The following is a 21,220-nucleotide window of genomic DNA, read 5'->3' on the forward strand; positions in this document are numbered from 1 at the left end:
AAGAAAGTTTTTTTAAAAATATTTATAAGAAAAGCGAAATATTTTTTTGTTAGGATAAATGCTGCTAAAAAAAAGAGCCACACGCTTTAAAATGTGGCTCTTTATGATGTATTTACTTGTTCTACATCCTAATCTTCTACTTTTACTTTCCCTTTATTTTTGGCCATTACTTCTTCTGCTACGTTATTTGGAGCAGGTGCATAATGAGAAAATTCCATGGTGGAAGTAGCACGACCTGAAGATAAAGAACGTAATTGGGTTACATAACCAAACATTTCACTCAATGGAACTTTGGCTTTAATTACCTGTAAATTGTTACGGTTATCCATTCCTTCCAACATTCCTCTTCTGCGGTTTAAGTCGCCGGTTACATCACCCATGTACTGATCTGGAGTTAATACTTCCACTTTCATAATGGGTTCTAATAATACCGGTTTGGCTTTTTTGGCTGCTTCACGGAATCCGGACTTAGCACATAGTTCAAACGACATAGAATCTGAATCCACGTCATGATAACTACCATCAAAAACTCTGATTTTCATGTTATTAACCGGATATCCTGCCAATACACCGGTTCCCATTGCTGTTTCAAAACCTTTTTGGATAGCAGGTACAAATTCACGGGGAATAGAACCTCCGAATATATCGTTTACAAATTGGAAATTCTTTCCTTCATTTTCTTTTAACCATTCTTCATCGGCGGGGCCAATTTCAAATTGAATATCGGCAAATTTACCGCGACCACCGGTTTGTTTTTTCAATATTTCGCGATGTTGAATGGTTGCCTGGAAGGCTTCTTTGTATGCTACCTGTGGTGCACCCTGATTTACTTCTACTTTAAATTCGCGGCGCATCCTGTCAAGAATAATTTCCAAATGCAATTCTCCCATGCCACGCAAAATGGTTTGCCCGGTATCTTCATCTGTGTTTACACGCAAAGTAGGATCTTCTTCTACCAATTTGGCAATGGCCATACCCATTTTGTCCACATCGGCTTGTGTTTTAGGCTCAATGGCAATGGCAATAACTGGCTCAGGAATAAACATATTTTCCAGTACAATTGGATGCGCTTCATCACAAAGTGTATCTCCGGTTTTAATTTCTTTGAAACCAACTGCAGCAGCAATATCGCCCGCTTCAATAAAATCGATTGGGTTTTGCTTGTTGGCAAACATCTTCATAATACGGCTGATACGCTCTTTTTTACCGCTTCTTACGTTTAATACATAGCTGCCGGCATCTAAATGGCCACTATAACAGCGGAAGAAAGCCAAACGACCTACGAATGGATCAGTCATAATTTTGAAAGCCAGGGCTGCAAAGGGCTCTTTGGCATCGGGTTTACGGCTTACCTCTAAGCCGGTATCAGGATTAATACCTGTTACCGCTTCAATATCAACAGGAGAAGGCAAATATCTACAAACGGCATCTAATGCGGTTTGTACGCCTTTGTTTTTGAAAGAAGAACCACACATCATGGGCACTATACTTAAATCGATAGTAGCTTTACGAATGGCTTCATGAACCTCATCTTCGCTAATGGTATTCGGATCATCAAAGAATTTTTCCATTAAATGATCATCGTATTCTGCAACCGCTTCAACTAAGTTTTGTCTCCAGAAATTTACTTCTTCCAACATATCTTCGGGCACCGGAATTTCATCAAAAGTCATTCCCTCTGTTTCAGCATGCCATACAATGCCTTTCATTTTAATTAAATCTACAACCCCTCTAAAATTATCTTCTGCCCCAATGGGTAATTGTAATGGTACAGCTTTGGCTCCGAGCATTTCTCTTACCTGTTTTACCACATTTAAGAAATCGGCACCGGAACGGTCCATTTTATTGACAAAACCAATACGAGGTACTTTGTAACGATTGGCCTGGCGCCATACGGTTTCTGATTGTGGCTCTACACCATCCACAGCCGAAAACAAGGCAATCAACCCATCTAATACTCGCATTGAACGTTCTACTTCTACAGTAAAGTCAACGTGTCCGGGAGTATCAATAATATTAAAATAATATTTTTTTGTTTCAGGGGTAACTTTACCTAATACGGTTGGAAAATTCCATTGACAGCTTACTGCTGCTGAGGTAATGGTAATACCCCTTTCTTTTTCTTGTTCCATCCAGTCGGTAGTGGCAGCGCCATCGTGCACCTCACCAATTTTATGTATCATACCGGTATACCGTAGGATACGCTCGGTAGTTGTGGTTTTACCGGCATCAATGTGAGCGGCAATACCAAAATTGCGTTGAAATTTCAAATCCGCCATAAAGTGATTGTTTATTTTTTTTCAGGCGGCAAAGGTAGGGATTTAGGAATTTCTACAAGATTTTAATCAAAGATTTAATGATTAGTTGCTCAAATATGCAATTGATGGGTTAACTGTAAAGCAATTCGAGGAATGAAACTATGTTTTTTATTGAGAATAATGACTATATGTCAAGAAATTAGCAACCAATATCATTTCTTATAGCTTCTACCAATAAAAAAGGCCACCTGATACAGGCAGCCTTTTTCTATGTTATTTTTTATTTACACTTTGAAATGTGAGAAAGCTTTGTTGGCTTCGGCCATTCTATGCACATCTTCTTTCTTTTTGAATGCACCTCCTTCCCCTTTGCTGGCAGCAATAATTTCATTAGCCAGTTTATCGGCCATGGTTCTACCGTTTCTTTCGCGGCTGTAGCGCACCATCCATTTAATACTTAAAGATATTTTTCTGTCGGGGCGCACTTCAGAAGGAATTTGAAAAGTAGCACCTCCAATTCTACGGCTGCGTACTTCTACAGCAGGAGTAATATTAGCTAAAGCTCTTTTCCAAACTTCATAACCATCTTCATTGGTCATTTTAGACACTTTATCGATGGCATCGTAAAATATATTAATGGCAGTACTTTTTTTGCCATCCCACATTATATTATTGATAAAACGGCTTACTAGTTTATCATTAAACCTACCGTCGGGTGCTATAGGTAATTTTTTGGCTTGTGCTTTACGCATGTTATATAAAAATTAGCTGTTTAACTGATTTATTTTTTTGCTTTTTCTTTCTTTGTACCGTATTTAGAGCGGCTCTTTTTTCTGTCTTTAACACCGGCAGTATCTAAACTACCCCTTACAATATGGTAACGAACACCGGGTAAATCTTTTACACGACCGCCTCTGATTAAAACGATAGAGTGCTCCTGTAGGTTATGACCTTCACCGGGTATATAAGCAATTACCTCAATTTTATTTGTTAACCGTACTTTGGCCACTTTACGTAAAGCTGAGTTTGGCTTTTTAGGTGTTGTAGTGTATACACGGGTACAAACACCACGACGTTGTGGACAAGCGTCTAATGCTCTTGACTTACTTTTAGCCCTGATAATTTCGCGGCCTTTTCTAACTAATTGTTGTATAGTAGGCATTCTACTTTATTTAATTTTTAGGACGGCAAAGGTAATAGCCCTTGTCGTAAATTCCAAAAAGAAAAATCTTAAAAGATAAAATTTATTTAAAAGATGGCGTTAGCAGCATAAAAAGCTAAATTTTATACAGCCAGCCATGGGTATCTGCCACTTTTCCATAGCGTAATTGATTGAGTTTTTCACGAATGGCCGGGGCAATTTTCCAATTGTCGGTATCAAAAACCATTTGCTCATTTTTATAACGTAATTCTTTTATAAGGGCTATGGTTGCTGCCGTTCCTGTTCCAAATACTTCTTGTAATGTTCCATTTTTATAGGCTACCGTTACTTCATCTATGTTTATTTTTCTTTCTTCCACCGGTATACCCATTTCTTGCAACAACACCAAAACACTGTTTCTAGTAACGCCATTTAGTATGGTACCTTCTTCTAACGAAGGTGTAATGGCAATATTATTAATAACAAAAACCACATTCATCATGCCCACTTCTTGTAGCCATTTGTGTTCAACAGCATCTGTCCAAAGTACCTGATCATACCCCATTTCATTGGCTTTTTTGGCAGCCATCATGCTACCGGCATAGTTGCCTGCATTTTTTGAAAAACCAACGCCACCGCGGGCAGCACGAGTATAGGTTTCTTCCACAAATATTTTCATGGGTTTGGCATAATAGGGGCCTGTTGGACTTAATAAAATAATGAAAGTATAGCTTTCAGATGGCTTTACGCCCAGTGTAACATCTGTAGAAAACATAACCGGCCGAATGTATAACGCATGTTCCGCCTTTGCCGGAATCCAGTCTTTATCAATAGCCAGTAACTGATGCATGCCATCTATAAAAATATATTCAGGAACTTCCGGCATACACATTCTTTCGGCCGATAAATTAAATCGTATAAAATTATCGTAAGGCCTAAAAATAAAGGCTTCTCCGGAAGCATGTTTGTAGGCTTTAATGCCTTCAAATATAGCCTGGCCATAATGCAAGGCGGCCAGGGAGGGCTCCATTTGTAATGATTGATATGGAATAATTTGCGGATCCTGCCATGCCCCATTTTTATAAGTAGCCATAAACATATGGTCAGAAAAGTATTTCCCAAATGGGATATTCTCTAAACTTAAATTGCTTAACCTACTGTGCACAACTTTTGTAACAGGAAAGCCTGATGCCTTTATCATATCTTTATATTTTTGGTGCAAAGAAACAAAAAACTAACAAGTGTTTATTTAAAATTAATTCCGATGAAATTTGAAGATATACAGTTACCTGCAGACTATATTGCTTCCATGTACAAAGATACATTGGTAATTATAGATAATCCAAATATAAATGACCAACCACAAAATGCACCCATTCAGGAGCATCTGAAAGAAAAAACTGCAACAACAACACTACAACCCAACAAAAAACAGGTAGTTCAGGCAGACAATAATTTAGACAATGCAACTGTATTGCCATTTTTAGGAGAGAATAAAAAGAAAATTGCCATTTTAGTATGGGATGAAACCGTTCCTTTTATTAGAGAAGAATGGCTGCAATTTTTAAGTAATATACTTTTAGCCTGCAAACTGAATATAGGGGATGTAGCAATCGTAAATCAGTATACAACAATACAAACTTTCAAAGCATTACAGCAAACATTACAGTCGAATTATTGCATCATGTTTTTATCAGATATGCAGACCCTTGATTTACCATTTGTTGTACCTGCCTATCGAATGCAAAAGCATAGCAATTGCAGTTTTTTACCGGCAAAGCCCCTCAGCACTTATTTACCTGATGATGCTATTACAAAAGAAGAAAAAAGAAAACTTTGGTTAAGTTTGAAGAACCTATTTAACTTAAAATAACCTGTCAATTTTTATGCAAACGCTCCTATTTGCCACCAACAACCAACATAAAGTTGAAGAAATACAAAAAGTTTTACCGGCCCCTTACCTTGTAATGAGCTTACTTGAAGCAGATATAACAATCGAAATTGAAGAACCCTACGATACATTGGAAGAAAATGCGCATAAAAAGGCCCATACCATTTTTGAGATGACACGCAAAAACTGTTTTAGTGAAGATACCGGACTAGAAGTAGATAGCTTAGAGGGTGCTCCGGGTGTAAAAAGTGCACGATATGCAGGCATTGAAAGAGACTATAAAAAAAACAATGAAAAACTGTTGCAGGAATTGGCTAACAAAAATGATCGCACTGCCAGATTTAGAACAGTAATTTGTTTAATAATGGATAATCATGTGCATTATTTTGAAGGAATTTGTGAAGGCACCATTGCACTTGCACCTAAAGGAATTCAGGGTTTTGGATATGACCCCATATTTATTCCAAAGGGGAGTAACCATAGTTTTGCGGAGATGAATATAGCAGAAAAAAATAAATTTAGTCACCGTAAAAAAGCCATCGATAAAATGGTTGCTTTTTTAGAAAGCCTTCAACATGAAAAGAGTTAAACTGCAACTGCCGGATGTATTTCCATTTTCCACAGAAATGAAAATACGAGTAACCGACATGAATTATGGTGGACATGTAGGTAATGACCGATTTTTGGCATTACTACAGGAAGCAAGAATGGAATACCTGCAATCACTAGGCTATAGTGAACTAGATATGGAAGGTGTTGGACTAATAATGCGTGATGCAGTCATTGAATTTAAAAAGGAACTGCATTATGGCGATACCATTCAGATTGATGTAGCAACTTCCAGAATTGATGCTATGGGTTTTGATTTGTTTTATAAAATTTCTATCAAAAATGCAAACGAATGGATATTGGCAGGTACTGCTAAAACCGGCATGTTGTGTTATCATTATGCGCTGAAGAAGTTAGCGCCAATTCCTTCAAAAGCATTGGAAAAACTGAGTCATTAACCATTCCATATTTTCCAGTTTTCTTCTGCCTGAATCACCAGCATATCATACCCATTTTGCGTAATGGCACCATTTTCTCTGCCTTTTTGTAAAAAAATCGTTTCTGCCGGATTATAAATTAAATCGAACAAATAATGGTGCTCATTGATACAATGATATGGTATGGGCGGAAAAAATTGAATATTCGGAAATGTGCCTAACGGTGTAGTATTGATGATGATTGTATAGTTCTGCATCATAGCATCATCTAATTCAGAATAATGAATGCTGTTATTGGCAGCAGATGGTTTTCTTGAAACATATATATACGGTATACACAGTTCATCCAATACAAATGCTACAGCAGCCGCGGCTCCACCGGTTCCCAAAATCATTGCTTTGGTATGATGTGCCGCTTTCTTTTTGAGAAAAGAATTTTTAAACCCGATAACATCTGTATTAAAGCCACTCAGCAAACCATTTTGAATATGAATACAATTGCAGGCATTCATTTTTTGAACTGCAGGACTCAATTCATGCAGATAAGGAATAATTTGTTTTTTGTAGGGAATGGTAATGGCCAACCCTTTCAAATTGGGTGTTGCTTTTAATAAATCAGTAATGCCTTCAATTTTTTCAATAGGATACAGAAAAAAATTTGCATCAGTAATATTTTCTGATGCAAATTTTTGATCAAAATATTTTTTTGAAAAAGAATGCGATAATGGATAACCAATTAAACCAAATATGCGCATAATGAATGTTGAATTTAATGCACTCAATTACTTGTTACGATATAAATCAAAAGTATCGCCTCTTAAGCCAATTCGCATGGCTTCTAATGGTATTACTTCATTGGGAGCAATGTTACCAAGGTTCACATTACAGCCTAATAATTGAAGAAAATACAACTGCTGTGCTTTTTGTGGCGCTTCCCATAATATTTTTTCCTCAGGTATTTGTGTTAATATTTCAGCAACTAAACCCTGCCTAACTTCTCCACTGTCTCTGTAAATACCTACATTACCGGCTTCTCTGGCTTCGGCAATTACATAAGAAGCGCCTGCTTCTAATTCTGCACGCATCAATTCAATCCATTTATATGGCGCCATAATATTGGTAGCATCTTTACTTCCAACTTCACTTAAAACGGTTCCATATTTGGTTAATTTTTCAATATATCCGCATTTTTCAGCGTGAGGAATGGTAATGGAGCCATCACTCACTTCCATATAAGTGATATTATATTCCTTACAAATAGCAATATAATCATCTATTTGATTGCGTATTAAAAAAGCTTCAAACAAAGTACCCCCAAAATAAATGGGCATGTTGTATTGATGGTATAAATTAATTTTTTCTTTTAAATTGGGCGTAACTGCAGAAGTACCAAAACCTAATTTTACAATATCAACATGTGGACCCGCGACGCTTAAAAAATTTTCAACTTCATTCATACTGAGGCCTTTATCCATTACCATGGTAATACCATGATTACGGGGCTTTTTCATCCTTTCAGGGATTTGCGTTAGATTATAATTCATGGGGCTGTTATTAATTGGGCGCAAAATTAAAGCAATTCGGGTAAGTGAATTGCTTTAATTATTGAAAATTGGAATAGAATAGTTAAAATCTTTTCCCTTTTTTGTATCTGGCAATAATATCAATCACCTTACTGTTTTGTAATAACGATGGGGCCAGTTCAATCAACTTTTTCAGTTGCCTGGGTGCTTTTTCCATAGCACTCTCCAAGTATAAAAGTCCCTCCTTGCCTCTGTTTAGCGCAAATGAACAAGCTGCCTGATAAAATATAAACAATGGCTTTTGTTCTGCAGCTTTCATGGCCTGTAAACATTGCCCTGCAGCTTCTTCATAATAACCGGCAATGTACAGACAACGAATTAAAGCCTCCCAACCGGCTATTTTTTTGGGTTTATGTTTTACTACATAACCAAAATAAAACAAGGCTTCTTTAAATTGCTGCTGATGCAATTTACACTCACCCATAGCCAAATTATATTCTGCCACATTGCGTTGTATGCGCAGTGCATTTTCTAAATGTTTGATGGCATTATTCCATTGCCCTTCTTGCATATAGGTGGTGGCAATTTTAAAATGCAGCTTGCTATCATCTGTATTTAGATGAACCGCTTTTTTATAGTTGAACCGGGCTTGCGCAGTATGACCCATTTTATGGTAACAATGCCCAATGGCTTCATAAATTACGTCTTCCGGGCGAGACAATTCCAATACTTTTTCCAGTGCTTCAATTGCTTCCTTGTATTTGCGTAAGCGTAAATATGCATCGCCCATATTTCTGTATGCATATTCAAACTTTTCATCAATCACCAATGCATATTGATAAGCATCAATGGCTTTTTCATACAACTTCAGCCCCTGAAATGCTGCTGCCAAATTAAACCAGGCAATTTCATTGTATGGATAATTATCGATAATTTTTTGGTGGATTTTGATACTTTCTTCATTCCTTCCGGTAAAATCTGTCCAAAAACAAATTTTATACAGTGCTTCTTCATTGTTTGGGTCTTCTTCCAAAATTAGCTGCAGACAGTCAAATACTTTATCAAACTCTTCATAATCATCATAAACATCGGCCAACTCAAACAATAAATCAATTCTTTCCTCTCCTTCAAATAAATGAAGGGCTGTTTCCAAAAGCTCTACTGCTTTAGGTTGTTGATCTAGTGCCAGATACGCGTCTGTTTTTAGAATATATAAATTGATGTCTGTACTATCAAACAATTCCGCTTTTTCCAATAATTCAAGCGATTGGGCATACTTTCTGCGGGCAATTAACAAGTCTGCTTTCTTAATCATCAGGTGGGATGAGTATGGATACAGTTCTAAGCCGGTTTCAACGGCTTTAAATGCTTCATTCAAATCATCCCTTTCGTCATAGTAATCCACAATTTTTTCAAATGCCTCCTCTTCCAGAAAAGAATGGCCCCGACCTGTTTTTAAGTTTTGATACTGCTGTAGCAGTTCTCTTAATGAATCTCTGTCTTCGTCGTGGTAGGATGGATCTCTCATAGATGTAACGTTTATCTAATGTACAGTAAAAGTTTTACAATTTTGGCATTATTTTGGAAAAGAAATTTGTTAAAAATCAATTAATAAAAAGAAAATTGTTAAAAATTGTAAAAAATGTATAATTTTGTATAAATGTTTAACAACAGATTCATATCTAAACTGGCTTTTCTAACACTATTCATTATTGTTACGAAATGTGCTGTTGCTGCTGCTATTACATTTAGTGGCACAACAGATGAATCAAAAAACAGCAGTAAGTATTCTTTAAAAAACTTAAGCCATTACAGCCATAAAACCTTCTCCCTTTCGCTTATTAAGGCTGGTTTAGAATACAATGGTACACATATTCTTAAAACTCAGAATTACGCTTCGGGTGCCGAGGTAAATTCAATCATGCAATACAAAAGTGGAAATACGACTTATGTTTTTCCTTATAAATTTAAAGTGCATGTTCCCAAGTTTAAAACACCTTCTCCAATAGCTAACTAATAATTGATAATTCTATACCCTTTGGTGGGCAATTCAAATTCTGAAAGTAACACAGGATCTAAACTGATTTTTGTTGCTATAAAATGTACTTTATTCTTTTTATTGTCTTCTGCTTGATACTCAAGTACAAATCCGGGTACATCTTTAAATTCATATTCAAAATCTTTTACTGATGGAACTATAGCGGTTGCATAGTAAAGTGTATATACAGAACTATCTTGCAGTAAAAGTTGTGCTTTTTTACAATTATATCCCAATATGGTTTTGGTATCGGGTAAAGGAACAAATTGAATGCCTGCAAACTTTTTATTGGCAGCCACCCATTGTGTTTTGGTTAATACAGTCATGTACTTGTTATTTCCAAAACTTCTTAACACCACTACTTTGCCGGTTGACTGATCAATGATAGTAGAAATTTGATAAGATGGACTTACCACATTTACCCTACTGTTATTCCCTTTTATGTATACCGTTTTATGTACCACTTCGTTTGCTGCAGAATAAGGGTTAGCAGACTGATTTACATCAATTACATTTTGAAAATAAATGGTACATTCAGCAACAGTACGTTGCTGCGAAAAAATGTAAATTGATGGAAAAAATAAAGCCACCAAAATTAGTTTCATAATTTTCAATTTAAATAAAATGTATTTGATACAGCGTTAATGAATAATGCAAAGCTAATGTACTTACAAATTACAATGATTTACTTAAAGAAGCTGTTAATTCAGCTCATAAACCAACCAGGTAAGCTGCAAGTAAAAATTGAATACAAATTTTAATAAGCCAATTTTCTTAACTTATCTCAAATTAAAAAGAGACTGTAAGGCTTATTGCAAACAGTCTCTAAAACTATCTTAACAGAATTTTTTACTATTTTTTCTTTTGAGTTCTTTCTTTTAATTCCTGCACTTTTTTCTGCGATTCCATCATTTGTTCATACCGTTCCTGCCACTTACTTTTTGTTTTGGCTTTCGGCGATTTACGTTTTTGATCAATTTTTGCTAAAATTTTATCGTGGTCAATAATCCTTTTTTGAATGATGAACTGTAATATTAAGGTAACTGTATTTGAAACGGTATAATACCATGTTAAAGCTGATGGCATGCCATTGAAGAAAAACAACATCATAAATGGAAAAATATATGGCATGTATTTTAGTGCCGGATTATCCTGCGTTGGCGTAGATGCCATATTATAAATAGAAATAAAGAAACTGGTTAATACAGCCGTAATGGTAAACAAACTGATGTGATCACCAAAATTAAAAGGTAAACTAAAAGGTAACCGGGCTATTACATCGTAAGAGGATAAATCTTTACTCCATAAAAATGGCTGTCCACGCAATGCAATGTTAGAATTAAAAAAACTATACAATGCAAAGAATATGGGCACTTGCAGCAGCGCCGGAATACATCCTCCCAATGGGTTTACGCCCGCCTCCCGATACAACTTCATTTGTTCCATTGCAAATCCCTGCTGGTCTGTTCCAAATTTTTGTTTCAATGCATCTAACTCAGGCTTTAAAACTTTCATTTTTGCACCACTTAAATAACTGCTATAGGTTAATGGAGAAGTGATTAAACGTATAAAAAGCGTTAATAAGAAAATAACCCATCCGTAATTACTAATAAACCCGGCAAAGAAGTTAAATACAGGCATAATAACATATAAGTTAATAGGTCTTACAAAAGCATATAAACTTCTACCCAGGTTAACAATTTGGTCCATGCCCTTGGCTTCTTTTTTTAATATGGCATATTCATTGGGTCCATAATACAATTGCATGGGAATTGTTACAGATGCCTCTGCAGGTATTTTCACGTGCAGGTTAGCGGTGCTGGTAAATAAAGTTTTTGAAGAGTCATCCGTTTCTCTCTTCCACTTTACTTCACCCCCGCTAAAATCGTTTTTTGCAACCCATGTTACATTAAAAAATTGTTGTACATTAGAAAACCAGCTTACCGGTTTTTCGAATTGGTGGGTTTCTTTTGAAGATAAATAATCAAAATTTCCACCTTCATAAAAGCATAAATTACTGGTTATCCGTTCATAGTGTGCAGAGCGTTCCATTTGCTGAGCATGATCAACCCACATAAAATTCATTTCATTGCCCGTTAACAAACGATTGGCTCCCTGCATAGTAATATTCCAATTCACCATGTAATTATTAGGCTGAATCACAAAACTGTGTACAATACTTTGTCCTGCACCATCACTTAAAGTGTATTGAATGGTTTGTGTGCCATCAGTATTTTTTATAATAGCAGATGGAGTAAAATATAAATCATTGGTGTTGGCTGAGCTATTGTTACCGGTATTGATATTGTAACCTAAAATGTCATTCGTTGAACCCAACATAACCTGTTGGCCGTTGTATGATTTGTAATTTTTTAATATTACAGATTCAATTCTTCCACCTTTATTGGAGAATACAATTTTCATAACATCGTTCTCAACTGTATCGAATGATGTTTTGCCAATGGCTGCGGTTGCAAAATTTCCTGCAGTTGATAATTTAATCAATGAATCCTGTTTCAATGAATCTTTTACAATGGCCTCCGGATCTTGGGTTTGCCGAAGCGCATTGACCCGTGCAATAGAATCCTGCACATGTTTTTGCTGTTTCAGCATTTCCTGCTGAGACTGATTATTCATCCAAAAAAACGCAAAAAATAAAATTGCTAACAAACCAAAACCAATAATCGTATTCTTGTCAAAATTCATATTGAAAAAATATTGAGCGGCAAAGGTAGGGATTGACAACTGAATGCGCTTAGGCTATTCCCTAAATATTCATTGATCAGGCAATTATGACCAAAATTTACAATTTTATAATATCCATTTAAAAATTGTACAATTATTGCTTTTTAGCGTGGCCCCGGAAGACAATACTGCTGCAAATAGCGGGTATACAAATGAATTAAGTGTTCTCTGGTTCCAGGCTCTTCAGAAATACTATGCGTTCTGTTGGGATAACTCATCATATCAAACTGTTTACCATATTTCACCAATTTATTTACAAGCAGTTCCATATTTTGATAATGTACATTATCATCGCCTGTACCATGAATCAATAACAAATGACCCTGTAGATTTTTTGCATAAGTAATAGGAGAACCGGCAACAAAATCGGCGCTATCTTCCTGTGGCAAACCCATATAACGTTCCTGATAAATATTATCGTAAGTAAACTGACTGGCAACGCCTGCTACTGCAATACCGGTTTTATACATATTTGGATACTGAAACATTAAATTTTGAGTAGCCGAACCGCCCCCGCTCCAACCCCATACCGCAATTCGGGAAGTATCAACATAAGGCCATTGCAAAATTTGGCTGGCAGCATCTGCCTGATCGCTGATATTTAAGCGGCCAATTTTTCTATAAATACATTTCCGCCATTCACGGCCTTTCGGCACAGGAGTACCCCTATTGTCGATGGAGATGTATATATAACCATCTTTTGACATATTTCCATTATACAAAAAATTATGGGCAATGCCATATTCATCTTTTACATTTTGACCCCAGGGTTCGGTGTACACATAAAATACAACCGGATATTTTTTGGTAGAATCAAAATGTTCTGGCATCACTTTCCAACCATCCATCTCAATCCCATCTTTATTTTTTATCTTAAAAAATTGAACATTAGAATTAGCAGGATTGGCCTGTGCAATAGCAGTATTCACCAAATTACCATCTAAACCCTGATGATTGGGTAATGAAATCCATTCGCGTACAAAAGGTGTATAATGGTTCGAAAAAATATGTTCAGCAAAAAGAGCTGTTGGTGAAACTGCATATTCATGAAAACCATTTTGGTTTTCGGGCGATAAACGCTCTGCCGTTCCAGTTCCATCTAATTTTGTTCTGTATAAATATTTTTGAGTTGCATTGAAAGGGGAAGCCAAAAAATAGACGTATCCATTTTTTTGATCAATTGCGCTAATACCCATTACATCATAATTACCATTTGTAATTTTTAGTTCTGATTTGCCATTTTTACGAATACTGTATAAATGACGCCATCCATCTTTCTCACTGGCCCACAAAAATGCATCACCGTTATTGAGCCAGTCCCATCCGCCATAAGAATAATCTTCATCCCATAGTGCCAAAATATCAATCCACGCACTATCGGTTTCATGATAAATGGTTTTTGGCTGGCCTGTTTTTATATTGCAAAGTAAAATATCAGAAACATTTTGTTTTCTGTTTAAATGTTGCAAAATCAATTCTTTATTATTGTTTGCCCATTCCATTCGAGGAACATATGATTGCAACACAGGATCTGTAGGAATCTGCATCCATTTTGTTTTAGCTGTGGCAATTTCAACCACACCAATTTTAAAAGGTGAAGGTGCCTGACCTGCAATGGGGTATTCTACGGGTTTTATGAAAGGGTAACTTGAATCGGTATTATTAATCATTAAATAATTTCTGGTATTTTTTGCATTGATTTGCCAGTAGGCAATTTTAGCACCATCCGGGCTCCAACGAAAACCATCTCTGCAAAAAAATTCTTCTTCATAAGCCCAATCGAATGTACCATTGATTAAGAAATAATTACCATCAGTTGTTAAGGCTTTAATAGCATTTGTATTTAAATCTTCCACATATATATTATGTTCACAAACATAGGCCACTTTATTGCCATCGGGTGAAAATTTTGCAAACATGAGTGAAGATGCCGGCCTTCCTTTTCCTAATTTGGTTAGTTTTTTGTTTATCAGATTCAACACCCAATAATCGCCTCTGGTATCATAGCGCCAAACTTTTTTAGAATTAGTATAAATCAACAATTTTTTTTCATCATTGCTAAAGAAAAAATTGCGAACAGCAAGTGGTTCAGTTGCACCTGTTGGAGTTAATTCGGCAGCGCTGATTAAAGTACTGCTTTCCATGGCAGGGAATTGCGTAGCCACAATATTATTATCCTGCACGGTAAAAACTGTGTTTCCTGCTTTATTCCAATGAATGCCCTGAGGAGGCTGTGCCATTAAATTGAATGAAATAAAGAAAAGAAAAAATAAAAAAAATGTTTTCATATAAAATAAATTTATCTAACCAATTTCATCCTACTCTTTTTCACACAACAATATAATGATATTCGTTGAAAGCAAATATCATTTTAAATGTTCCTCAAAAAAAACGAACAATATGATTTAACATATTGTACGTTCAAGTATTTAAAAAAATTGAATATTTATATCAATGCATCCTGTATGGCTGGAGAATTTAACTTCAATTGTTTTTTTGCTTCATGATATTTTTTTACCGCCTTTACAAAATGTACAAACAGTGGTGCCGGTTTCTCTACAGTACTTTTTAATTCGGGGTGGTATTGTACACCGATAAAGAAAGGATGTGCCGGTAACTCCACAATTTCTACAAGCCCTGATTCAGGATTAATTCCACTCGCAATCATACCATTTTGCTCAAAAATTTCTTTGTAAGCATTATTAAATTCATAACGGTGCCGATGTCTTTCACTAATTAAAGTTTGTTTATAAATATCAAAAGCCAAAGTATCTTCTTTAATAGCACAAGGATACGCACCCAGCCTCATGGTACCTCCTTTTGAGGTAATTTGTTTTTGATCTTCCATTAAATTAATAACCGGATTAAGGGTATTGGGTTCCATTTCTAACGAATGTGCATCTTTAACACCCAATACGTTTCGTGCATATTCTATCACTGCCATTTGCATTCCTAAACAAATACCAAAAAATGGCAATTTATTTTCCCGGGCATATTGCACGGCAAAAATTTTTCCATCAATACCGCGATTACCAAATCCTGGCGCAACCAACAGCCCATCCAGACCCTCCAATTTTTCGGCTACATTTTCTTTTGTAATATGTTCGCTATGCACATTTACAACCTGTACTTTTACTTCATTCGCTGCACCGGCATGTATAAAACTTTCTAGAATGGATTTGTAAGCATCTTGTAACTCAATATATTTGCCAATAAGCCCAATCGTTACTTTCCCTTTTGGATATTTTATTTTATCTATATAAGAAATCCATTCATCTAATTTAGGTTCCTGTTTAGAAGTAATTTGTAATTTATTCATACATATCACATCTAATTCCTCACTTTGCATTAACAGTGGCACTTCATAAATAGAAGCAGCATCCATGGCTTCAATTACTGCTTCTTTTTTTACATTACAGAATAAAGCAATTTTGCGTTTTATATCATCATTCAGTGCTTCTTCCGTTCTACATACAATAATATCTGGATGCACACCTGTTTCACTGAGCATTTTAACGCTATGTTGTGTTGGTTTTGTTTTCAGTTCTTTTGCAGCTTTTAAATAGGGTATTAAAGTTAAATGAACTACCACCACATCTTCTTCAGGTAGTTCCCATTGTATTTGACGTACAGTTTCAATAAAAGGCAGGCTTTCAATATCGCCCACGGTACCACCTATTTCGGTAATTACAATATCAAACTTACCATCCTTACCCAACAATAACATTCTGCGTTTTATTTCATCGGTAATATGTGGTACTACCTGTACGGTTTTTCCTAAAAAATCGCCGGCTCTTTCTTTATTAATAACGGTTTGATAAATTCTACCCGTTGTAACATTATTGGCTTGTGAGGTATAAATATTTAAAAACCGCTCATAATGGCCTAAATCCAAATCGGTTTCTGCACCATCTTCGGTAACAAAACACTCGCCGTGTTCATAAGGGTTTAAAGTTCCGGGATCTACATTGATGTATGGATCGAATTTTTGGATAGTTACGCTAAAACCACGAGCCTGCAAAAGTTTTGCAAGACTGGCTGCAATAATACCCTTTCCTAAACTGCTTGTTACCCCTCCGGTAACAAATATATATTTGGCCATAAAAAATGGATGTTGTTTTAAACTTTTACCTGCACAAAAAGCGTTTCAGCAAATAACATTACATAAAAAATGAATACAATTACACCTTTCATTAACAAAAGCCGGCTTTTGTGTAACCAACAGACCTTAAGAGAATTGAAAAAAGTTGAAATGATAACTCTTGGAGGTCGCACAAACCTACGGCAATTTTTTCTCTCTAAAAAATGGCTGTAGAAAAATTAAACACTTCATTGTATTTTGTGTTAACAAGCGAACAAAATTTAAATAAAAGAAGTTTTATTTAATTTTAAAGAATACCAATCGTGCCAATAAAAACGGAATGAATTGGTACATCGTTCACAAACCAAAAAAAATTTATGAAAAAACTTATGTTACTTGCCGGCACAGCACTTGTTGCTGCAGTTTTACTAAGTGCAACTTTTAAACAAAAAGAACCTGATCCTTTAACTCCTGAATGTTACATTAGTTGTTTTAATGCAGAAACCCGCCAATTAATTGAGTTAGATGCAGCCAAACCAGGTTTTGGCAAATTGCACCCCAACCCCATCATATTAAAAGATTTTAAAGCATTAGGCAAAACCATTCAATATACAACTACAGGCGGCAAAATGGCTTCCGGCTATTTGATTAAAGCAAAAAATCCAACCAAAAAATGGGTATTGGTTTTTCAGGAATGGTGGGGCTTAAATGATAATATTAAAAATGAAGCCGATAAACTGTATACTGAATTAGGGGATGTAAATGTATTGGCGCCGGATATGTACGATGGAAAAGTAGCCACTACACCCGATAGTGCGATGGTGTATATGCGTAATGCCAATGCAGACAGATTAGATGCAATTGTAACTGGTGCTATAGCTTATGCAGGAAAGGATGCTAAAATTTATACCATTGGCTGGTGCTTTGGTGGTGGCTGGAGTTTACAAGCCGCATTATTAGCCGGGAAGCAGGCAGCAGGATGTGTAATGTATTATGGCAGGCCCGAAAACAATATTGAGCGCTTAAAAGGTTTAAATTGTGATGTGATTGGTTTCTTTGCCAATCAGGATCAGGGTATTAATCCGGAAGTAGTTACCCGCTTTGAAGAAAACATGAAAGCTGCCGGAAAAAAAATAACTGTGTACAGATACAATGCCGGACATGGTTTTGCCAACCCATCTAACCCCATCTATAATAAGGCAGCTACAGATGATGCCAATGCAAAAGCTTTGGCTTTTTTAAAATTGCATTAATAGCTATTGAGGAAGAACAAAATAAAAATACCCGGCAGCTTTTGAAGTTACCGGATATTTTTATTGAATAGATTTGTATTTATTGTAAACCAACAATTACTGCCTGATAAGGCTCCATTGAAATGGTTTTGCCGGGCAAGAAAGAATTGTAGTTATTAATAAGCGGGGTTGGTTTTACCTGCATGCCTTCAGGAATATCCCAACCCACATGGTCTTTACTAAAATTTAAAATAACCAAAACCTTATTAGCGCCATCACCTCTTGTGTAAGCATAAATTTTTGGATTATCAGGATCTAATAATTGATATTTTCCGTACACCAAAACATCTTTATATGTTTTACGAAGTAACACCATTTTCTTAAAGTAATTCAAACATGAATTAGGCTCTTTTGCCTCATCTTCCACATTTACGGTTGCATAATTGGGGTTTACTTTAATCCATGGCGTACCGGTAGTAAAACCGGCATTGGGTGCATTACTCCATTGAAATGGTGTTCTACCATTATCCCTTGCCGATATTTTTTGTGCATTTAAAAATTCTTGCAAATTGCCGCCTTTATTTTTAATTTGCTGGTACATATTGAGTGTTTCAATATCTCGATAATCATCAATTTTATCGAATTTTATGTTACACATGCCCAACTCATCGCCAAAATAATAATAAGGAGTAGCCCGCATAGAAAGTAAAAATGTGGTGAGCATTTTAGAAGATGGCTCTCTAAATTCGGGACTATCATTGCCCCAACGCGTTACCATACGGGGTTGATCATGGTTTCCCAAATAGATGGTACCCCAGCCTTTAGTAGCAAAAACACTATCCCAACGGGTATAAATTTGTTTAAATCCGGGAAGTTTGTATCCATCCGGTTCCGGCGTTTTAAATTTACCGGGTACATAACCATAACTTACCCCATCAAAATTATATAGCATATTTAATTCATGTCTGTCGGCATCAACAAATTTGTTCGCTGTTTCTAAAGTAACGCCGGCACCTTCGGCTACCGACATATCAGTGTATTTACTCAGCACCTGTGCATTCATTTCGTGTAAATATTCATGTAAATTGGGACCACTGGCATAGTATTGTGCCCAATCGCCATTGTATTTTTCTTTTAAAATTTCAGGCGTTATTACCGGGAAACTGGTATCCTTCGATATGAATGGGATAACATCCATTCTAAAGCCATCAATACCTTTATTAAACCAGAACTTCATCATATCAAATATTTCTTCACGCACTTTTGGATTTTCCCAGTTTAAATCGGGTTGGTATTGGCTAAAATAATGCAGGTAATAAGAATTGGTTGCCGGATTAAAAGTCCATGCACTGCCGTTTATATCAAAAAAACCCTGACGGAACGGCGGTTTGCCTTTTTCTGCAGGCCACCAATGGTAATAATTATAATATGGGTTTTTACGACTTTTGCGTGCTTCAATAAACCATTTGTTTTGATTGCTGCTGTGGTTAGCCACCAAATCCAATACCAACTTTATTCCCCGCTCATGCATGCCATGTAACAGGGTATCAAAATCGGCCATGGTTCCAAAATCTTTCATAATGGCTTCATAATTACTAATATCATAGCCATTGTCTTTATTGGGCGATTCAAATATTGGATTCAGCCAAACCACATCAATTCCTAAGCTTTTAATATAATCTAATTTAGAAATAATACCTTTTAAATCGCCTACTCCATCTCCATTACTGTCTTTAAAACTTCGTGGGTAAATCTGGTATACTACTACTTCTTTCCACCAGTCTTTTTTGGAGGCCATACTATCGGTTTTAACATGTTGTTCTGTGGCAGAATTATTACAGGCAGTCAAAAAAAATACCATTCCAACCATTGTACTAAGGATGAGATACTTCATAAGGTTACAATTAAAAAATGAGCCAATCATTCAAAAACAACACTGCAAATTGCTATACAAAGCTTATAAAGCTTACAGCCTGTTTAGGAAAAATTACATTGAAGGAATAAAGGTAGGAATTAAAACACTTCGCCAATATTTACATAAAAACCACCTGAACCATTCTTACCAAAACCATAATCTACACAAAGGTTGGTGCCGGAATGTTTATTTAATTTAACGCGAATACCTAACCCATAGCCAGGTAACAGGGTATTATATTGTTGTGAGAGATCGCCGGAAAAATTTTCAACATTGGCAAAAACCACACCGCCAATTAATCCGTTTCTAGAAATACGATAGCGGTATTCACCTTCCAGATATACCATGTTTCTGCCGCGAAACCTTCCTTGTATGTACCCTCTTCCGGTATTGTACTGATCGTCCCAACCGGTACTGGGCAATAATAAATAAGGTGGTGTTCCGGAGAGTGTTAGCCAGTTATAACTCCACAATGCCAATGTATTTTTAGAATATTTATGTGGGAAAGGAAGATACTTTCTTACATCGATTAATACCGACTTAAAATTTTGATCACCATCCAAAAATGTAAAACTATTTCTTAATACAAAATTGGCATATAAGCCCTGGGTAGGATTGATTTGATTTTCCCGGTTATCATATAAAAACTTTAATACCGGACCGGATGCGATTTCATCGTAACCCAGCTCTTTAGTTATAATTGTATTAATACGCCTTGTACCTAGATTAATTGCTTTGATATTCCAAAACTGATCATAATAATATCCTACACCCGCATATATATTTTTACCAACCGACCTTAAAATACTTTCATGCAATTTTAACCCAACAAAATCAATCGTGTGTCCTTTATTGGGGTCTGTTCTACCCCCTAAACCGTAAATGCTGGAGGGATAATCAATAAACCGGTTATCAGATACAATATTATATTTATCATTTTTTGTCCATATATTTAATACCAATGGCACTATAGTTTGTTGGTATTGTGAGTAAGTTATACTGGTAGTAATACTGGATATTTTATTAGATCCGGTATTGAAGTAGCCAATATTAGCGCTTAATATTCCAGCAAAACCAGTTTGTAAAGTATACCCAACAGCAGGTACAATGGCCAAATTGTATTTATGATGTTGTTCGTTTTTTTGTGTGGTATCTGTTGAAAGTTTATTTTTTTTATGAAAAAGATGATGCGTAACATCTACCAAATCTCTTTCCAATAAGCTATCTACACCTGTATAAACAGAATGAACTGCAGCCCCCGAATTAAAAATGGTTTGTGCATTAACCTGTATACACCAAATAAAAATCAATAGAGAAGTATAATATAATTTACGCAAACAGGATTATTTTTAAATAAGACAATTAAACTGGCTATATGTTTAAGTATTTAGTTGTTAAGCCTAACCTAAT

General features: G+C 35.9%; 18 protein-coding genes. 5 read left to right on the forward strand and 13 right to left on the reverse strand.

Going from position 1 to position 21,220, the window contains the following annotated elements; genetic code table 11:
• Positions 1 to 128: 128 nt before the first annotated feature.
• The 4 genes from fusA to AC3QLY_RS16235 form a co-directional block, all read right to left on the reverse strand.
• Positions 129 to 2,279, reverse strand: coding sequence for an elongation factor G (fusA, locus tag AC3QLY_RS16220; protein WP_075051465.1), 2,151 nt, complete (start codon positions 2,277 to 2,279; stop codon positions 129 to 131).
• A 263-nt stretch (positions 2,280 to 2,542) separates the two neighbouring features.
• Positions 2,543 to 3,010, reverse strand: coding sequence for a 30S ribosomal protein S7 (gene rpsG, locus AC3QLY_RS16225; protein WP_068242621.1), 468 nt, complete (start codon positions 3,008 to 3,010; stop codon positions 2,543 to 2,545).
• Positions 3,011 to 3,039: 29 nt separating this feature from the next.
• Positions 3,040 to 3,420 carry a 30S ribosomal protein S12 gene (gene rpsL, locus AC3QLY_RS16230; protein WP_068242627.1) on the reverse strand — a complete coding sequence of 127 codons (381 nt, stop codon included), beginning with the start codon at positions 3,418 to 3,420 and terminating at the stop codon, positions 3,040 to 3,042.
• 115 nt (positions 3,421 to 3,535) lie between these two features.
• Positions 3,536 to 4,600 (reverse strand): branched-chain amino acid aminotransferase, encoded by a 1,065-nt coding sequence (locus tag AC3QLY_RS16235; RefSeq protein ID WP_075051464.1) that lies wholly within the window; start codon positions 4,598 to 4,600, stop codon positions 3,536 to 3,538.
• Between the two features lie 63 nt (positions 4,601 to 4,663).
• Between AC3QLY_RS16235 and AC3QLY_RS16240 the strand changes: the two genes are divergently transcribed.
• From AC3QLY_RS16240 to AC3QLY_RS16250, 3 genes are read left to right on the forward strand one after another with little or no spacing between them, the layout of a single operon-like run.
• Positions 4,664 to 5,272 carry a hypothetical protein gene (locus AC3QLY_RS16240; RefSeq protein WP_287100818.1) on the forward strand — a complete coding sequence of 203 codons (609 nt, stop codon included), beginning with the start codon at positions 4,664 to 4,666 and terminating at the stop codon, positions 5,270 to 5,272.
• Between the two features lie 13 nt (positions 5,273 to 5,285).
• The gene (gene rdgB / locus AC3QLY_RS16245) at positions 5,286 to 5,879 is read left to right on the forward strand and encodes an RdgB/HAM1 family non-canonical purine NTP pyrophosphatase (protein WP_075051462.1); all 594 of its coding nucleotides are present in this window, start codon (positions 5,286 to 5,288) and stop codon (positions 5,877 to 5,879) included.
• Positions 5,866 to 6,297, forward strand: a complete 432-nt coding sequence (locus tag AC3QLY_RS16250) for an acyl-CoA thioesterase (RefSeq protein WP_287100817.1) — start codon at positions 5,866 to 5,868, stop codon at positions 6,295 to 6,297. The genes rdgB and AC3QLY_RS16250 overlap by 14 nt, the downstream gene beginning before the upstream one ends.
• Here the strand turns inward: AC3QLY_RS16250 and AC3QLY_RS16255 are convergent.
• The 3 genes from AC3QLY_RS16255 to AC3QLY_RS16265 all read right to left on the reverse strand — a co-directional run bounded on the left by AC3QLY_RS16255 (position 6,294) and on the right by AC3QLY_RS16265 (position 9,327).
• Positions 6,294 to 7,031, reverse strand: a complete 738-nt coding sequence (locus AC3QLY_RS16255) for a shikimate dehydrogenase family protein (protein ID WP_218331440.1) — start codon at positions 7,029 to 7,031, stop codon at positions 6,294 to 6,296. The two genes, AC3QLY_RS16250 and AC3QLY_RS16255, sit on opposite strands and share 4 nt — an antisense overlap.
• Before the next feature lie 27 nt (positions 7,032 to 7,058).
• Entirely contained in the window at positions 7,059 to 7,820 is a 762-nt protein-coding gene (locus tag AC3QLY_RS16260) for a phosphosulfolactate synthase (RefSeq protein WP_218331441.1), read from the reverse strand.
• A gap of 82 nt (positions 7,821 to 7,902) precedes the next feature.
• Positions 7,903 to 9,327, reverse strand: coding sequence for a tetratricopeptide repeat protein (locus AC3QLY_RS16265; RefSeq protein WP_288072018.1), 1,425 nt, complete (start codon positions 9,325 to 9,327; stop codon positions 7,903 to 7,905).
• Between the two features lie 132 nt (positions 9,328 to 9,459).
• Between AC3QLY_RS16265 and AC3QLY_RS16270 the strand changes: the two genes are divergently transcribed.
• Positions 9,460 to 9,816, forward strand: coding sequence for a hypothetical protein (locus tag AC3QLY_RS16270; protein ID WP_288095420.1), 357 nt, complete (start codon positions 9,460 to 9,462; stop codon positions 9,814 to 9,816).
• On the opposite strand, the gene AC3QLY_RS16275 is transcribed toward AC3QLY_RS16270, so the two are convergent.
• From AC3QLY_RS16275 to pyrG, 4 genes are all read right to left on the reverse strand, one after another.
• Positions 9,813 to 10,442, reverse strand: a complete 630-nt coding sequence (locus AC3QLY_RS16275) for a hypothetical protein (RefSeq protein ID WP_218331444.1) — start codon at positions 10,440 to 10,442, stop codon at positions 9,813 to 9,815. The genes AC3QLY_RS16270 and AC3QLY_RS16275 overlap by 4 nt on opposite strands.
• Before the next feature lie 247 nt (positions 10,443 to 10,689).
• A complete protein-coding gene (yidC, locus tag AC3QLY_RS16280) occupies positions 10,690 to 12,543 on the reverse strand; it encodes a membrane protein insertase YidC (protein ID WP_492990126.1) in 1,854 nt (617 codons plus the stop codon).
• A 143-nt stretch (positions 12,544 to 12,686) separates the two neighbouring features.
• Positions 12,687 to 14,870, reverse strand: a complete 2,184-nt coding sequence (locus AC3QLY_RS16285; protein ID WP_492990128.1) for a S9 family peptidase — start codon at positions 14,868 to 14,870, stop codon at positions 12,687 to 12,689.
• 158 nt (positions 14,871 to 15,028) lie between these two features.
• Positions 15,029 to 16,684 (reverse strand): CTP synthase, encoded by a 1,656-nt coding sequence (gene pyrG / locus AC3QLY_RS16290; protein WP_218331447.1) that lies wholly within the window; start codon positions 16,682 to 16,684, stop codon positions 15,029 to 15,031.
• Between the two features lie 356 nt (positions 16,685 to 17,040).
• On the opposite strand from pyrG, the gene AC3QLY_RS16295 reads away from it, so the two are divergent.
• Positions 17,041 to 17,916: a dienelactone hydrolase family protein gene (locus AC3QLY_RS16295; protein WP_492990130.1), complete on the forward strand. Its 876-nt coding sequence runs from the start codon at positions 17,041 to 17,043 to the stop codon at positions 17,914 to 17,916.
• A gap of 79 nt (positions 17,917 to 17,995) precedes the next feature.
• Here the strand turns inward: AC3QLY_RS16295 and AC3QLY_RS16300 are convergent, their stop codons facing one another.
• Positions 17,996 to 19,789 (reverse strand): glycoside hydrolase family 13 protein, encoded by a 1,794-nt coding sequence (locus tag AC3QLY_RS16300; protein ID WP_228733225.1) that lies wholly within the window; start codon positions 19,787 to 19,789, stop codon positions 17,996 to 17,998.
• Between the two features lie 119 nt (positions 19,790 to 19,908).
• On the reverse strand, positions 19,909 to 21,147 hold the full coding sequence (locus AC3QLY_RS16305; RefSeq protein WP_143439236.1) for a BamA/TamA family outer membrane protein: 1,239 nt from the start codon (positions 21,145 to 21,147) through the stop codon (positions 19,909 to 19,911).
• Positions 21,148 to 21,220: the final 73 nt, after the last annotated feature.

The sequence above is a fragment of the Hydrotalea sp. GW822-HT8A01 genome (assembly GCF_058798575.1).

Excerpts from the sequence above, each read along its gene's own strand:
- AC3QLY_RS16235 (WP_075051464.1), bottom strand. The coding sequence starts at position 4,600 with ATGATAAAGGCATCAGGCTTTCCTGTTACAAAAGTTGTGCACAGTAGG.
- AC3QLY_RS16255 (WP_218331440.1), bottom strand. The coding sequence starts at position 7,031 with ATGCGCATATTTGGTTTAATTGGTTATCCATTATCGCATTCTTTTTCA.
- AC3QLY_RS16275 (WP_218331444.1), bottom strand. The coding sequence starts at position 10,442 with ATGAAACTAATTTTGGTGGCTTTATTTTTTCCATCAATTTACATTTTT.
- rdgB (WP_075051462.1), top strand. The coding sequence starts at position 5,286 with ATGCAAACGCTCCTATTTGCCACCAACAACCAACATAAAGTTGAAGAA.
- yidC (WP_492990126.1), bottom strand. The coding sequence starts at position 12,543 with ATGAATTTTGACAAGAATACGATTATTGGTTTTGGTTTGTTAGCAATT.
- AC3QLY_RS16265 (WP_288072018.1), bottom strand. The coding sequence starts at position 9,327 with ATGAGAGATCCATCCTACCACGACGAAGACAGAGATTCATTAAGAGAA.
- AC3QLY_RS16285 (WP_492990128.1), bottom strand. The coding sequence starts at position 14,870 with ATGAAAACATTTTTTTTATTTTTTCTTTTCTTTATTTCATTCAATTTA.
- AC3QLY_RS16240 (WP_287100818.1), top strand. The coding sequence starts at position 4,664 with ATGAAATTTGAAGATATACAGTTACCTGCAGACTATATTGCTTCCATG.
- rpsL (WP_068242627.1), bottom strand. The coding sequence starts at position 3,420 with ATGCCTACTATACAACAATTAGTTAGAAAAGGCCGCGAAATTATCAGG.
- AC3QLY_RS16295 (WP_492990130.1), top strand. The coding sequence starts at position 17,041 with ATGAAAAAACTTATGTTACTTGCCGGCACAGCACTTGTTGCTGCAGTT.
- rpsG (WP_068242621.1), bottom strand. The coding sequence starts at position 3,010 with ATGCGTAAAGCACAAGCCAAAAAATTACCTATAGCACCCGACGGTAGG.
- AC3QLY_RS16250 (WP_287100817.1), top strand. The coding sequence starts at position 5,866 with ATGAAAAGAGTTAAACTGCAACTGCCGGATGTATTTCCATTTTCCACA.
- fusA (WP_075051465.1), bottom strand. The coding sequence starts at position 2,279 with ATGGCGGATTTGAAATTTCAACGCAATTTTGGTATTGCCGCTCACATT.
- pyrG (WP_218331447.1), bottom strand. The coding sequence starts at position 16,684 with ATGGCCAAATATATATTTGTTACCGGAGGGGTAACAAGCAGTTTAGGA.
- AC3QLY_RS16260 (WP_218331441.1), bottom strand. The coding sequence starts at position 7,820 with ATGAATTATAATCTAACGCAAATCCCTGAAAGGATGAAAAAGCCCCGT.
- AC3QLY_RS16300 (WP_228733225.1), bottom strand. The coding sequence starts at position 19,789 with ATGAAGTATCTCATCCTTAGTACAATGGTTGGAATGGTATTTTTTTTG.
- AC3QLY_RS16270 (WP_288095420.1), top strand. The coding sequence starts at position 9,460 with ATGTTTAACAACAGATTCATATCTAAACTGGCTTTTCTAACACTATTC.